This window comes from Geomonas sp. RF6, assembly GCF_021044625.1.
GTDB lineage: Bacteria > Desulfobacterota > Desulfuromonadia > Geobacterales > Geobacteraceae > RF6.
On record NZ_CP087999.1, the window covers coordinates 828,305 to 842,972 of the forward strand.

12 protein-coding genes are annotated in these 14,668 nt (G+C 61.7%); 9 read left to right on the forward strand and 3 right to left on the reverse strand.

The annotated features are described in order from the left end of the window. Positions 1-169: 169 nt before the first annotated feature. Positions 170-1,360, reverse strand: a complete 1,191-nt coding sequence (locus LPW11_RS03570) for a M24 family metallopeptidase (protein WP_230996758.1) — start codon at positions 1,358-1,360, stop codon at positions 170-172. Positions 1,361-2,195: 835 nt separating this feature from the next. On the opposite strand from LPW11_RS03570, the gene LPW11_RS03575 reads away from it, so the two are divergent. The 7 genes from LPW11_RS03575 to phoU all read left to right on the forward strand — a co-directional run bounded on the left by LPW11_RS03575 (position 2,196) and on the right by phoU (position 9,641). Further along, on the forward strand, positions 2,196-2,876 hold the full coding sequence (locus LPW11_RS03575; protein ID WP_230996759.1) for a winged helix-turn-helix domain-containing protein: 681 nt from the start codon (positions 2,196-2,198) through the stop codon (positions 2,874-2,876). Beyond that, positions 2,873-4,621 (forward strand): two-component system histidine kinase PnpS, encoded by a 1,749-nt coding sequence (pnpS, locus tag LPW11_RS03580; RefSeq protein WP_230996760.1) that lies wholly within the window; start codon positions 2,873-2,875, stop codon positions 4,619-4,621. Before LPW11_RS03575 ends, pnpS begins: the two co-directional genes overlap by 4 nt. 344 nt (positions 4,622-4,965) lie before the next feature. Beyond that, positions 4,966-5,994 carry a phosphate ABC transporter substrate-binding protein PstS gene (pstS, locus tag LPW11_RS03585; RefSeq protein ID WP_230996761.1) on the forward strand — a complete coding sequence of 343 codons (1,029 nt, stop codon included), beginning with the start codon at positions 4,966-4,968 and terminating at the stop codon, positions 5,992-5,994. 299 nt (positions 5,995-6,293) lie between these two features. Then, the gene (gene pstC / locus LPW11_RS03590; protein ID WP_230996762.1) at positions 6,294-7,250 is read left to right on the forward strand and encodes a phosphate ABC transporter permease subunit PstC; all 957 of its coding nucleotides are present in this window, start codon (positions 6,294-6,296) and stop codon (positions 7,248-7,250) included. Next, positions 7,247-8,086 carry a phosphate ABC transporter permease PstA gene (gene pstA, locus LPW11_RS03595; protein ID WP_230996763.1) on the forward strand — a complete coding sequence of 280 codons (840 nt, stop codon included), beginning with the start codon at positions 7,247-7,249 and terminating at the stop codon, positions 8,084-8,086. Before pstC ends, pstA begins: the two co-directional genes overlap by 4 nt. Before the next feature lie 71 nt (positions 8,087-8,157). Further along, positions 8,158-8,916 (forward strand): phosphate ABC transporter ATP-binding protein PstB, encoded by a 759-nt coding sequence (pstB, locus tag LPW11_RS03600; RefSeq protein ID WP_230996764.1) that lies wholly within the window; start codon positions 8,158-8,160, stop codon positions 8,914-8,916. Positions 8,917-8,969: 53 nt separating this feature from the next. Beyond that, the gene (gene phoU / locus LPW11_RS03605) at positions 8,970-9,641 is read left to right on the forward strand and encodes a phosphate signaling complex protein PhoU (RefSeq protein ID WP_230996765.1); all 672 of its coding nucleotides are present in this window, start codon (positions 8,970-8,972) and stop codon (positions 9,639-9,641) included. A 138-nt stretch (positions 9,642-9,779) separates the two neighbouring features. Here the strand turns inward: phoU and LPW11_RS03610 are convergent, their stop codons facing one another. Both LPW11_RS03610 and LPW11_RS03615 read right to left on the reverse strand, forming a co-directional pair. Next, positions 9,780-10,742, reverse strand: a complete 963-nt coding sequence (locus LPW11_RS03610) for a D-2-hydroxyacid dehydrogenase (protein WP_230996766.1) — start codon at positions 10,740-10,742, stop codon at positions 9,780-9,782. Between the two features lie 27 nt (positions 10,743-10,769). Next, entirely contained in the window at positions 10,770-11,411 is a 642-nt protein-coding gene (locus LPW11_RS03615; RefSeq protein ID WP_230996767.1) for a DUF502 domain-containing protein, read from the reverse strand. 260 nt (positions 11,412-11,671) lie between these two features. Here LPW11_RS03615 and LPW11_RS03620 point away from each other — a divergent pair, with 260 nt between their 5' ends. Together LPW11_RS03620 and miaA are read left to right on the forward strand one after the other, a co-directional pair. After that, on the forward strand, positions 11,672-13,000 hold the full coding sequence (locus tag LPW11_RS03620) for a S41 family peptidase (protein ID WP_230996768.1): 1,329 nt from the start codon (positions 11,672-11,674) through the stop codon (positions 12,998-13,000). Positions 13,001-13,668: 668 nt separating this feature from the next. Next, the gene (miaA, locus tag LPW11_RS03625) at positions 13,669-14,598 is read left to right on the forward strand and encodes a tRNA (adenosine(37)-N6)-dimethylallyltransferase MiaA (protein ID WP_230996769.1); all 930 of its coding nucleotides are present in this window, start codon (positions 13,669-13,671) and stop codon (positions 14,596-14,598) included. Positions 14,599-14,668: the final 70 nt, after the last annotated feature.

Here is a 14,668-nt window from a genome sequence, read left to right on the forward strand (position 1 = left end):
ATCTCCTTTCCCCTGCGGGAGCACTGCGGCCTCGGGACTGCCGTACTGTAATGCCTCGTGCGTTCTCGTTACTCCGCCTTACCTTTTCGTATACTGTATACAAAATGATGCCACATGTATACCCTGATAATGCACCGAATGCAAACGGAATGTTGCAGAAATATTCCGCCTAGAGGAGGACCAACTCCTCGCTCGAATAGGTGAGGCGCTCCACCCCGTTTTCCGTCACCAGGAAGGTGTTTTCAATACCGACCGCACCATGTTCGGCAAAGACTGCCTTCGGCTCGAAGGCGAACACCATCCCCGGCTCGAAAGTCATCTTGTGCATCCCCGCCGCGATGAAGGGGTACTCGTCCAGCTCGATCCCGACGCCGTGCCCGATGAAGGACACCTGGGATGTTTTCAGCCCCATGAAGCTGTCGGCGTAGCCCAGCTCTGCCGCCAACGAGAGGCAGGCGTCGTAGACGTCTCCGCAACTCTCCCGCTGCGCCACGAGCCGCAGCATCAGCTCCTGGACCTTCAGCATATCCGCGTACGCCGCGGCGATCCTGGGGGGGACGCTCCCGATGCCAAAGACGCGCGTCTGATCGACGATGTAGCCGTCGCAGCAGGCACCGAAGTCCACCAGCACCTGTTCGTTGCGAACCAGCATCTTTCTCGTGGCGCCCTGCCCGAAGGAGGGGTTGAGCCCCGCGCCCCCGAGAGGGGTATTAGAGAAGGACGGCGTAGCGCTCTCTGATCCGGAGAGGACCTGGTCCATAAATATCTCGGCGTTGAAGCCGCGCATCCTCAGGTAACCCTGGTGCCCCTCCAGGCGAGCGGCCCGCTCAAGCTCCGCCGCCAGCTCCAGCTCGCTGATCCCCTCTCGTATCACTTCCGCCGCGCGACGGTACACGACGTCGCACTGGCGCCCCCCTTCCCTCAAAAGGTCGATCTCGTAGCCGCTCTTTATCATCCTCGCACGGCGGATGATGTCGGAGGCGTCGCTGATGACTGCGTCTTTGAAGAGGGTCGCGTACTTCTGGAAGAAGTTGACGGGGACGACGTCGAGCTCCATCCCGATCCGCTTTGGATGGGGGAGCCCGTAGTCGTTCAGCAGCGGGGGGAGATCCCGCATGGAGTTTCCCGGGAGGACGGCGGAGAGGGCGCTTTCAGCGCGGGCACGCACCAGATCGCGGCGGACGAGGTAAAGAGGCTCCCCTGCCACGGGTATATAGAGGGTGCCGCACTGGATGGTGCCGGTGAAGTAGAAGAGGTCCGCGTTCTGCAGCACGATGAGGGCATCGAGCCCTGCGTCCGCCATCATCGCCTGGACTTTTCGGCAGCGTCCCTCCAGTTCGGTCTTCGGTGTCAGTCGCACGTGCACTCCTCGCTATACGTTTAAAGCTTATCTCAGAAAAAAGCCCGTGACCCTGAAGGGGAAGGGGACACTCTCTCGATGTTCCGAAGCAGCCGTTTTAATTAGAGCTGAAGTGAGGGGAAAGAGTACCGTAACAAAATTCGAAGTCAACCGGAGGCGCTCACGATCCCGCTCTGCCGGCAGCCATGTTTGCCCGGCTCAAACGGCTGTTGCAAAATGAGTAATGATTTCGGAAGGTTCTTTCACTTACCATAGCGCGTCCTGCTATGTCAATGTTTACAGATTCTCGTCCCCCGGCGCTTTGGAGGGGGACGGCGGGGGGGGGGAGAGTGCCAGATCGAAAGGCGGGCATATCAGAAGACAAGATTGGCCCCGCAATCTCCCTGCCTCTCCCAATTAGTATTGTCAGAGCCTGCCCCCCTCACGTATCATGCTCGCGGAGAGAGTGGCTCGAGGTGCGGGTTGGAACGGTGCGCCTGCATACAATACTGGAGCGGTAAAAGCTTCGTTAACCTTGACTCACCCTCCGACATGCCACCCCGTTTTCGGCGCACAGTTGAGGAGGCATGGCAGACAGCGCTGCATAAACTGCCGGAATTATTGAGGGGGCAATACTAACGTCGTTTTGGGGAGCGTGCCGAATTCTTGGGCAATCCGTTATAGCACCCATCCCGGGCGAAGTTACGCGTCACATTCACATGTTTTCAACAGCACTTTCCACAATTGATGTGGAACCAGCGTGTATAACGGAAATAACGGCGCAACTACAGGCCGTTAGGCTGAAGAGAACTATTTTACCCACCACCAGGAAAGGCCACCGCGAGGTTTTTCACCCATGCGCACCATACTCATCATCGAAGACGAAAAGGATCTGGCGGAGCTCCTGGCTTTTCACCTGGAAAAGGAGGGATTTCGCCCCGCACTCGCCCACGACGGCATCACCGGCCTGGCGGAGGCGCGGGCAAATCTTCCGGACATGATCATTCTCGATCTCATGCTGCCGGGCATGATGGGGACCGAGGTGTGCCGGCTCCTCAAGGGCGCGGAGAAGACCGCGCGCATCCCGATAATCATGCTCACCGCAAAGGGGGAGGAGATAGACCGGGTCGTGGGGCTTGAGCTCGGGGCCGACGACTATGTGGTGAAGCCCTTCTCCACGCGGGAGCTTCTCCTGCGAGTGCGCGCGGTGCTTCGCCGCAGCGGAGCCGAGGCCGAGGCGCCGCAGACGGTGCAGATCGGCCCGGTGCTGATCGACATGGAGAGACATCTTGTGATGGTGTCGGGGGAAGAGATCGCCCTCACCTCCACGGAATACAAGCTCCTCACCTATCTGGCGCAACGCCTTGGGCGCGTGCAGAGCAGGGAGCACCTGCTGCAGGAGGTGTGGGGGTACAACTATCTCGGTGACACCCGCACCGTCGATACGCATCTCACCCGGCTCCGCACGAAGCTGAAGGAAGGGGGGGACCTGATAAAGACAGTCCGGGGATTCGGCTACAAGATGGAGGAGTCATGAGAGGATCGTTTCGCTGGAAGCTGATCGTTTCGTACCTCATCCTGGCGCTCCTCCTGCTCGGCACGCTCTACGGCTACCTGGAATACAACCTGGAGGACCGGCTGGTCAGCGGCATCAGGGGGCACATGGAGGACCAGGCCCGCATCGCGGCGCTGATGGCAGCAAAAGAGGTCCGCGACCTGCACAGGGATGCGCCTTCCTTCACTGCTGAACTCTCCAGGGTGATGAGGGCGAGGGTGACGGTCGTGACGAGGGACGGAGAGGTGACGGGGGACTCCGAGGTTGGTGCAGCGCAGCTCCCCCTCCTGGAGAATCACGGCAACCGCCCCGAGATCAGGCAGGCCATGGGCGGGGCCATCGGGAGTTCGGTCCGCTACTCCGCCACGTTGCACACCGACATGCTGTACGTGGCGGCCCCTCTGCGCAAGGACGGCGTACTGCGGCTGGCACTCCCCCTCTCCGAGGTGGAGAAAGCACGCCAGGGGCTGCAGCAGACCCTCGGCATCGCGCTCGCCCTCGCCGTTGTCGCCTCCCTCGTTCTCAGTGCCCTCCTGGCGAGGATAACGTCGCGCCCTCTGGCGACCATGGCCGCGGCAGCGAGGCGGATCGGTCACGGCGACTTCAGCACCCGCATCCCCATAAGGAGCGGGGACGAGCTGGGCCAGCTCGCCCAGGTGATGAACGACATGGCGGTGCGCATCGAGTACCAGCTGCAGCGGATGTCGTCCGAGAACAACCGCCTTGATGCCATTCTGAAGGGAATGGGAGAAGGGGTGATGGTTACCGACGCAACCGGTGTCATTACCCTGGTGAATCCTGCCCTGCGCGCGCTTTTCGGAGAGGAGAGCGCCCTGGAGGGAAGATCGCTCCTGGAGGTCAGCCGGCACCCGGACCTTTGCGAAGCGTGCCGGAAGGTGAGCGCGGAGAAGAGGGAGGAGTTGCAGGAGATCGACCTGGGGACGGCGACCCTCCTCGTGCATTGGGTGCCCCTTGTCCAGGAGGGCCAGTTCGTGGGGATGGTGGCGGTCTTTCACGACATCACCGACCTGAAGAAGCTGGAGAAGGTGCGCCGCGACTTCGTGGCGAACGTATCCCACGAGCTGCGCACCCCGGTCACGGTCATCAAGGGATACGCCGAGACCCTCATCTCCGGAGCCCTTGCCGACGACCCGGAGCGGCATCAGCGATTCCTCGGCATAATTCTCAGCCATGCGGAGAGGCTTTCCACCCTGATCGGCGATCTCCTCACCCTCTCGGAGCTCGAGTCAGGGGAGCTGACGCTGAAGCCTGTAAGCGTGGCCGTGAGCGGGGCGGTGGAGCACGCCCTTAACCTTCTGGAACAGAAAGCCGCGGAAAAGGGGATTGTGATAGAGGTGGAGGGTGTGGCCGGTGTGCCGCGCGTGCTTGCCGACCCGGTACGGCTCGACCAGGTCGTGATAAACCTCCTCGACAACGCCATAAAGTACACGCCGCAAGGGGGGACCGTGACGGTGCAGGCGGCGGCAGAAGGGGAGATGGTGCGGATCTCGGTGCGAGATTCCGGGATCGGGATACCGGAGAAGGACCTCCCCCGCCTCTTTGAGCGCTTCTACCGGGTCGACGCCGCCCGCAGCCGCGACCAGGGGGGGACGGGGCTCGGGCTGTCGATCGTGAAACATATCGTGCAGGCCCACGGCGGCACTATCTCCGTAGAGAGCGCGCCGGGGAAAGGGTCGGTCTTCTCCTTCACGGTGAAAAGGGCATAAGCCGCTGGACACACCTGCAGGCGTCGGCAGCACGTCCCTCCCCTTTCAAGGGGGAGGTCAGGAGGGGGATGGGGTTGGCGGCACCCGTCTCCCCCATCCCCACCCTGTCCCTCCCCTTGAAGGGGAGGGAACGTCTGGCCACCTCTTCTGCAGATGACTTGTCGCCGCATTTCCACCTTTCTCGCCATTCCTCGCCGCCAGCCCCCGCCCCAGTCCCGTCGACCGCATAACAATCCCGCTCTCTTCACAAAACCTTGCCGCTTTTGTAACAGAACCGTAACACTCCGCATGCATGCTAAAGCCACCTCGATACTATTCAATCCCTATCAAGAAGGAGAACGAGCATGCTGCGCAGACTCTTCAAAGGCACGCTGGCACTGGCCGCCCTTGCGGCACTTTCCACCACTGGAATCGCGTCCGCCGAAACACTGATAAACGGCGCCGGCGCCACCTTCCCCTACCCCCTCTATTCCAAGTGGTTCGCAGAGTACGCGAAGATCGACAAGACGGTCAAATTCAACTACCAGTCGATCGGCAGCGGCGGCGGGATCAAGCAGATCACCGCACAGACCGTCGACTTCGGCGCCAGCGACAAGTTCCTGAGCGATGAGGAGCTGAAGGCAGCTCCGGGGAAACTTCTCCATATCCCCACCGTCATGGGGGCGGTCGTGGTGACCTACAACGTTCCCGGTGTGACGAAACCGCTGCGCCTCTCCTCCGAGGCTGTAGCAGCAATCTTTCTTGGCAAGACGCTCTCCTGGAATGACCCGCTCATCGTCCGCGACAACCCTGGCGTCAACCTCCCGAAAAAGCCGATCATCGTCGTGCACCGCTCCGACGGCAGCGGCACCACCAGCATCTTTACCGACTTTCTCTCCGGCGTAAGCAGCGACTGGAGCAAGAAGGTCGGCAAGGGAACCTCGGTCAAGTGGCCGGTAGGTTTAGGCGGAAAAGGAAACGAAGGCGTGGCGGGACAGGTGCGCACCACCCCGTACAGCGTCGGATACGTCGAGCTTGCCTATGCCTATGAAAACAAGCTCCCCTTTGCGGTGATAAAGAACCAGAGCGGCGCATTCGTTGAACCGAGCATAGAATCGACAACTGCCGCCGCCGCAGGCGCCGCCAAAGCGATGCCCGCCGACTACCGGGTCTCCCTGGTGAACCAGCCGGGGAAAAACGCCTACCCCATTGTCGGATTCACCTGGCTCCTCGTCTACCAGGATCAGAAGGACAAGGCGAAAGGGAAGAAACTCGTGGAGTTTCTGAACTGGGAGTTGAGGGAAGGCCAGAAGATGGCAGGAAAACTCCTCTACGCCCCCCTCCCCGCCAACGTGGCGAAGATGGTGGCGAAGACCATACAGACGATCAAGTAAAGCTCGGCCGCCGGCAGCACGTCCCTCCCCTTTCAAGGGGGAGGACAGGAGGGGGATGGGGTTCGCCGCGCGCAGCAACTTCTACCCCATCCCCACCCTGACCCTCCCCTTGAAAGGGAGGGGACGCTTGGGCACCTGCTCTCGAAGGGGAGAGTACACCCTCGCGGTCACTTCTTGAGTCGGCTGATAAACCAGTAACAAAGGGTCGCGTCGGCGACAGCGAATGAATTGATATGGAAGATACCTGTAAAGTACATACCCCGGAAGGGACGCCATGCCCGACAAAGTCGGAGAGTGCGATGCGAAGCGCGACGCAGGAAAGGCGTGGCAATAGCCGCCGCACCCTGAATGGCGACACCATCTTCAGATGGATCACCACCTTTTTCGCCTGCAGCATTCTGGTGATACTCCTTCTCATGGTGCTGGAGATGGGGTCGCAGAGCCTCCCGGCGCTGGAAAAGTTCGGCGTCGGCTTCCTCACCGGCACGAACTGGGACGCGGTCGAAGGGACCTTCGGCGCCCTCCCCTACCTCTACGGCTCGGTCGTCTCGTCGGTCCTCGCGCTCCTGCTCGCTACACCACTCAGCATCGGTGCCGCCCTCTTCTTGACCGAGATCTGCAACAAGCGGTGGGGCGCGGTGGTCGCTCCGGTGATCGAGCTCCTCGCCGCCATCCCCAGCGTCATCTACGGCCTCTGGGGGGTGCTGGTGATGGCGCCGTGGCTGCAGGCGACGGTGCAGCCGTGGCTTATCGAGCACCTGGGCTTTCTCCCCTTCTTTAGCGGCGCGCCGTACGGCGTCAGCATGCTCGCGGCGATCTTCATCCTGATGATCATGGTGATCCCGATCATCACCTCCATAACCCGCGAGGTGCTCCTCGCCGTTCCGCAAAGCCAGAAGGAAGCCGCAATCGCGCTCGGCGCCACACGGTGGGAGATGATCCGCATGGCGGTCCTCCCCTATGGCCGCTCCGGCATCCTCGGCGCAGCGATCCTCGGGCTCGGGCGCGCCGTCGGCGAAACGATGGCGGTCACGATGGTGATCGGGAACGCTCCCAACATCTCGCTGTCGCTCCTCTCTCCCGCCTACACCATGCCGAGTGTCATCGCAAACGAGTTCGCCGAGGCGACCTCCAACCTGCACTCCGCCGCCCTCATGGAGATCGGACTGTTACTCCTTCTGATGACCCTGGTGATAAACGCGCTCGCCCGTCTCCTCATCTGGGGAGTCAGCAGGAAGGGAGGAGCCAAGGGATGAAAAGCGTAGCCTTTCGCAAGATAAAGAGCGCCGCGATGAGCGGGCTCATGCTGGCAGCGACCGCAGCGGTGCTGATCCCCCTGGTCCTCATCTTCGTGCATATCGTGAAGATGGGAATCACCTCGCTGAGCCTCGACTTCTTCACCCACATCCCGAAGCCTACCGGTGAGACGGGAGGAGGGATGGCCAACGGCATGGCGGGCTCTGTCGTCATGATCGGGGTCGCGTCTGTCATCGGCCTCCCCGTCGGGATCCTTGGTGCGGTCTACCTTACCGAATTCAGCGGGAGCCGCGGCGCAAGCGTCATCCGCTTTGCCGCAGATGTCCTCTCCGGCATCCCCTCCATCATCACCGGGATGGTGGCGTACACCCTCCTCGTGGTCCCCATGAAGGGATTTTCCGCTCTCGCCGGATCGGTGGCGCTCGCCATGATCATGATCCCCATCGTGCTGCGCACCACGGAGGAGCAACTGAAACTCGTGCCCGCGTCGCTGCGCGAGGCCTCTCTCGCCCTCGGGGTTCCTTCCTGGCGCACCAGCTTGAAGGTCACGCTAAGAAGCGCCCTCTCCGGCGTGCTTACCGGGGTCCTCCTTGCTGTGGCGAGGGTTGCAGGTGAAACGGCGCCCCTTCTCTTTACGGCACTCGGCAACCAGTTCTGGAGCAGCAAGCTCACCGCTCCGATGGCCGCCATGCCGCTGCAGATCTTCAACTTTGCCATCTCCCCCTACGAGGACTGGCACCGCCTCGCCTGGGCCGGCGCGCTCGTCCTGGTGACCGCCATGTTTGCACTCAGCCTCGCGGGACGCTATTTCGGCCGCAGCAGACACAGCGGATAGGGGTTGAAGCTTCGGGAAACGGCGCGGGGACATGGCAAGAAAGCTGAGCAAGACATTATTCTGAGGACGCAATGAACATGAAGGTAAAAGTATCCGATCTCGACATTCACTTCGGGAAAACCCATGCGGTGAAAGGGGTCTCCATGGAGTTCCCGGAGCACAGCGTCACCGCCATCATCGGGCCGTCCGGGTGCGGCAAGTCCACCATGCTCCGGTCCATGAACCGCATGCACGACCTCGTCCCCTCGGCGAAGGTGACCGGGCAGATCCTCCTGGACGACACCGACATCTACGACAAGGGGGTCGATCCGGTCGCTATCAGAAGGCGCATCGGCATGGTATTCCAGAAGCCGAACCCCTTCCCGGCGATGTCGATCTACGACAACGTCATCGCGGGGTACAAGCTGAACGGCCGCATGGACCGCGCCCTGGCCGACGAGGTGGTGGAGACGAGCCTGAAGCGCGTGGCACTGTGGGACGAGGTAAAGGACCGGCTGAAGACGAACGCGATGGAGCTCTCCGGCGGACAGCAGCAGCGACTCTGCATCGCCCGCACGATCGCGGTGAAGCCCGAGGTCATACTGATGGACGAGCCCGCCTCCGCGCTCGACCCGATCTCCACCTTGAAGATCGAGGAACTGATCGAGGAGCTGAAGGAGCGCTACACCATCATCATCGTCACCCACAACATGCAGCAGGCCGCCCGCGTCTCCGACTACACCGCTTTTCTGTACATGGGGATGCTCGTGGAGCACGGCAAGACAAAGAAGATCTTCACGACGCCCGAGCAGAAGCAGACCGAAGACTACATCACGGGGCGCTTCGGGTAGGCGTTCCGTACACCTGATACGTATAACGAAATGGCAGAACCTGGAGATCCTTGATGGAAAGAGAACACTTCAGCAAGCAGTTTGATACGGACCTGAACGAGATCAGGGGGAAACTCCTTGAGATGGGGGGGAAGGTGGAGATGATGATCGCGCACGCCATGAAGTCTCTGGTGGAGCGTGATTCGGAGCTCGCCGAGCGGACGATCCGCTTTGACCACGAGATAAACCGCCTGGAAATGGAGATCGACGAGAAGTGCCTCGAAGTGCTGGCGCGCCGCCAGCCCGCTGCGCGAGACCTGCGCTTCATCACCATCGCGCTGAAGATCGTTACCGATCTGGAGCGGATCGGGGACCAGTGCGCCAACATCTGCAAGCGGGCCCTGGAGCTCAACGAGGAGCCGGTGCTCAAGCCCTACATCGACCTGCCCCGCATGGCGCAGGCTGCCTCCACCATGGTAAAGGAGGCGCTCGACGCCTTTGTGCGCGGAGATGAGCACCTTGCAGTGAAGGTCTGCCAGGACGACCAGATCGTCGACGACCTGAACGAGCAGATCCAGCGGGAACTGTTGACCTTCATGATGGGGGACCCCACCTCCATCGCGCGGGCCCTGAAGGTGAACCACATATCCAAATGCCTGGAGCGGGTGGCGGACCACGCCACGAACGTGGCGGAGATGGTGATCTTCATGGTGAAGGGGAAGGATATCAGGCATACGATCGCCTGAAGGTCCCACTGTAGGCCGGAATAAGCGGCAGCGTTTCCGGCATGCGCTGGTGCGGGCTGCGTCGGTGGTGGAGTGCCGGGAACGCCTGTCGGCTTATCCCGGCCTACATAAATACCATTACGCCGGAGTGCCCTCCGACTATACTCCGTTCACCACATTCTGCGGCTTTCCCGCCAGAAACGACGCCACGTTCTGAGCGGTGATCGCCATCAGCCTCTTTCTCGCCGACAGGCTCGCCCACGCGACGTGCGGGGTGATGATGCAGTTTTTGGCGGTCAGAAGCGGGCTGTCTGCGGCAATCGGCTCCCTTGCCGTCACATCGAGCCCTGCACCGGCGAGAGCCCCCGAATTCAGAGCCTCCGCCAGGTCGTGCTCGTTTACCAGCGGCCCCCGTGCCGTATTTAATATATACGAGTGCGGCGGCAAGAGCTCCAGAAGCGAGCTGTTCACAAAGCCGCGGTTCTCCTCGTTGAGCGGGCAGTGCAGGCTTATGACGTTGCTGCGGCGGAAAAGCTCCTCCAGCGTCACCCACTCCACGCTGAGCCCCTCCGCCACATGCCGACTGCGCGGGTTGTACGCCACGATCTTCATTCCCAGCGCCTGTGCCACGAGCGCAAAGCGGCTCCCGATGTGGCCAAGGCCGACTATCCCCAATGTCTTTCCCGCGAGTTCCGTGATCGGCGCCTTTAGCAGGGTGAAATCCCGGGACTGCGACCACTCCCCCCCCTTCACCGCCTCGTCGAAGTGCCCCACCCGGTTGGTGAGCTCCAAAAGGAGGGCCAGTGCGTGCTGCGCAACCGAATCGCTGCCGTATTCCGGAACGTTTACCACCGGCACCCCCATGGCCGCGGCGCGCTCCAGGTCCACCACGTTGTAGCCGGTGGCAAGGACGCAGATCAGCTTCAGCTTCCCGAGCTTCGCGAGAGTCTTTGCCATCAGCGGGGTCTTGTTGGTGAGCACGATCTCCGCCTCCGCCGCGCGCTCCTCGATCAGGTCGGACGGCGTCCTGTCATAGACGGTGAACTCGCCAAAGGCGGCGACCTCGTCCCACGGGTTGTCACCCGGGTTCAGCGTGTAGCCGTCCAGCACGACTATTTTCATACCCCCTCCTCTGGAGTAGTTGAGTTATCAGCCGAGGTCGCTTCCGATCATGTCGCAGGTGGCGCCCTCCGGCTTCAGCTCCGGCACCACGGCGCCGCCGGAGACCACGAACTTCACCGCTTCCTCCACGGTCATCCCGCTGTCGGAGACATCCTCCTCCCTGAAGAAGAGGGCGAAACCGGAGGTAGGATTGGGCATCGTCGGGACGTACACCACCACCAGCTTTGCGCCGTCGCGCACCACCTCGGCGGTGACAAAGCCGACGGCAAGCACCCCTTTGCGCGGCCACTCCACGAATACGGCCCTGCGGTAGGAAGTCTTCCCCTCCTTGAAGACCTTGGTCAGCTGCTTGCTGGAGGTGTAGATCGACTTTACCAGCGGGATCCTGGAGAGCCACTCGTCCCACCACCTGAGGATCCGCGTCCCCATGACGTTGGTGGCGAGAATGCCGCAAAGGTAGATCACCACCATGCCGGTCAGCATGCCGAGCCCCGGCATGTGGTACTCGCGGTGCGTTATGGCGCTCAGGAGATAGTCGAGATAGCTGCCGAGGATGCCGTCGGCGAAGTTGAATAGGAACTTCAGGATGAAGAGTGTGATGCCGACCGGGATGACAATGAAAAGCCCCGCCGCGAATTTCCCCTTCAGATGTCTCAGTAACTGTTCCATTACGCCCCCTGTTACCGATGGTTTATGCAACAGGGCATCGCCAAAGTCAATGCAGTTATCCGTATTCCCTGCTACTTCACGGTACTTTACAATGAGGACGGCTAAAGGGTGAGGCGATGGCACCATGATTATCTCGATCATCTTCGTCCTGTTACGATCCACGACGAATGATTTCGCGGCATTAGCAGTTGACAACGAGTGTGGCAAAATTCTAAATTGTGTCGTTATCTCCCAGTCTTCCTCCCAGAAAGGCACTGCCCATGCCCTCAAAACGTCTTGCAGGTATTGCAGCAGCCGCAGCGGTCGTGCTCGTCGTTGCGGTTCTCACGGTGGTGCCCCGTCTGACGAAGATGGCTACCACAGCAAAGGACACCGACTACCTGCAGCTTTTCCAGGAGGCGTACACCGCCGTACGCACCCACTACGTGGAAAAGGTCGATGACAAGAAACTGATGCAAGGCGCCATCAGCGGCATGCTCTCCGCTCTCGACCCGCACAGCACCTACCTCCCGGTGCAGGATTTCAACGAGATGCAGGTGCATATAGCCGGAGCCTTCGGTGGTGTCGGGATCGAGCTGGGCATGCAAAACGGCAAGCTCTTCGTCAATGCCCCGCTGGAGGACACACCCGCTTTCCGCGCGGGGATTCTCGCCGGCGACATGATCTGGAAGATCGACGGACATCTCACCCAGGGGATGACTATCAACGACGCGGTGAGCCGCATGCGCGGTACCCCCGGCACTCCCGTCACCCTCGGCATTCTCAGGGACGGCAGTCCCACCCCCCTCAAATTCCACCTGGTACGCGCCACCATCAAGACGCGCAGCCTGAAGGGCAGGCTTCTCGAGCCGGGGTTCGCCTACATTGCCATCGCCGAGTTCCAGGAGCGGACGGCAGAGGATTTCAAGGCGGCACTTCAGAGACTCCATGCGGAGAATGGGGGGCCTTTCCGGGGGCTGATACTCGACCTGCGCTACAATCCAGGAGGGCTCGTGGAACAGGCTTTCCTGGTGGCTGACCGCTTCATTGGCGAAGGAGCCTCCGAAAACGGCCTCATCGTCACCACGAAGGGGCGCGAGCCCTCCTCCGAGAGGAGCCTCAGCGCCTACATGGGGAAGAAGGAGCCGCACTACCCGATGGTCGTGCTGGTGAACGGCGGTAGCGCAAGCGCCTCCGAGATCGTCGCGGGCGCGTTGCAGGACCACAAGCGCGCAGTCATCATGGGGACGCAGAGCTTTGGCAAGGGCTCCGTACAGTCGATCATGCAGCTTCGGAACGGAGACGGGCTGAAACTCACCACTGCGCGCTACTACACCCCGAGCGGGCGCTCCATCCAGGCAAAAGGGATCACCCCCGACATCGTCGTGGAGATGCGGAAGCAGGCCCCGGTAAAGAAAAAGGATGAGGACGAGCTCCGTGAGAAGGACCTGGACGGCCATATGCTGGAGCTTGACGACCATCCGGCAAAAGGAACGGCGAAGGCCGTGGAACTGAAGGAGAGCGAAATTCTGGCAAAGGACTACCAACTCTCCCGCGCGCTGGAACTCCTCAAAGGGGTGGACCTGATGGGGGCGTCGCTGAAAAAATAGGCGCTATTTGTGGAGATGCAATGTAGGCCGGAATAAGCGGAGCGTTTCCGGCATTTCCGGATGCTTGCATCCATCGGCTGGCGCCGACGCCGGGAACGCCTGCGGCTTATCCCGGCCTACGACGGCCATGCACGTTCCGGAGAATGTAAATGTAGGCCGGAATAAGCGGAGCGTTCCGGCATTTCCGGTGCCGCATCCATCGGCTGGCGCCGACGCCGGGAACGCCTGCGGCTTATCCCGGCCTACGAGCGTCCATGCACGTTCCGGGAGAAGGTAAAGTAGGCCGGAATAAGCGGAGCGTTTCCGGCATTTCCGGTTGCCGCATCCAGCGGCTCCCGCCGACGCCGGGAACGCCTGCCGGCTTATCCCGGCCTACGACGGCCATGCACGTTCCGGGAGAAGGTAATGTAGGCCGGAATAAGCGGAGCGTTTCCGGCATTTCCGGTGCTTGCATCCATCGGCTGGCGCCGACGCCGGGAACGCCTGCGGGCTTATCCCGGCCTACGAGCGTCCATGCACGCTCCGGAGGATGTATATGTACGCCGGAATAAGCGGATCGTTTCCGGCATTTCCGGTGCTTGCATCCATCGGCTGGCGCCGACGCCGGGAACGCCTGCGGCTTATCCCGGCCTACAGGTCATCATCTCCAAGTACCAGGAAGGACCTAGATGCAGCACTACAACCTCCTCGCGGTAGTGGGCGCGACAGCTTCCGGAAAGACAAGGCTCGGCGTCGCCCTCGCGCGGGTGCTACAGGGGGAGATCATCTCCGCCGACTCGCGCCAGGTCTACTGCGGGCTCGATCTTGGGACCGGTAAGGATCTCCACGAATACGGAGAGGTCCCCTACCACCTGATCGACATAGCCTCCCCCGGCACCGAATTCAACCTCTTCGACTTCCAACGCCACTTCTTCCTCGCCTTTACCGATATCTCGTCCCGTAGCCGCCTGCCGATCCTCGTCGGGGGGAGCGGCATGTACCTCGACTGCGTGCTGCGCTCCTACCGGCTCGCGGAGGTCCCGGCAAATCGTGTGCTGCGCGCCGAGCTCGCGTCCCTTTCCATGGACGAGCTGATCGCCCGGCTGAAGGGCGCCACCGACCGGCTCCACAACACCACCGACCTCACCGACCGCGACAGACTGGTCCGCGCCATTGAGATCGCGGAGGCGCCCGCTGCGCGGGAGGACGCGTTCCCGGAAGTGCGACCGCTGGTCCTCGGGATACGGTGGGAGCGCGCCGCGCTGAGGGAGCGGATCACGGCCCGCCTGAAGGAGCGGCTCGAGGCCGGGCTGGTAGAGGAGGTGCGGGAACTCCTCTCAGCGGGGGTGAGCCACGAAAAGCTCGACTTCCTCGGCCTGGAATACCGCTACCTCGGGAGGCACCTCAAGGGGGAGCTCTCCCGCAACGACATGTTCCAAAAGCTGAACAGCGCAATCCACGACTTCGCCAAGAAACAGGAGAACTGGTTTCGCCGCATGGAAAAGCACGGCACCGTGATCCACTGGGTGGAAGGGGCCGGTGATCCCCTCTCCGAGGCGCTGGCACTCATCGAGCGGCTCGACGTAGATCCGGAGCCCCCGCGGAGTTCTACCCCGTGAGCGGCGCAGGTGGAGGCAGCGAGCATCCTCTCTCTCCCGGCAAAGGAGACGAGACAGGAGGCGCAGCGCC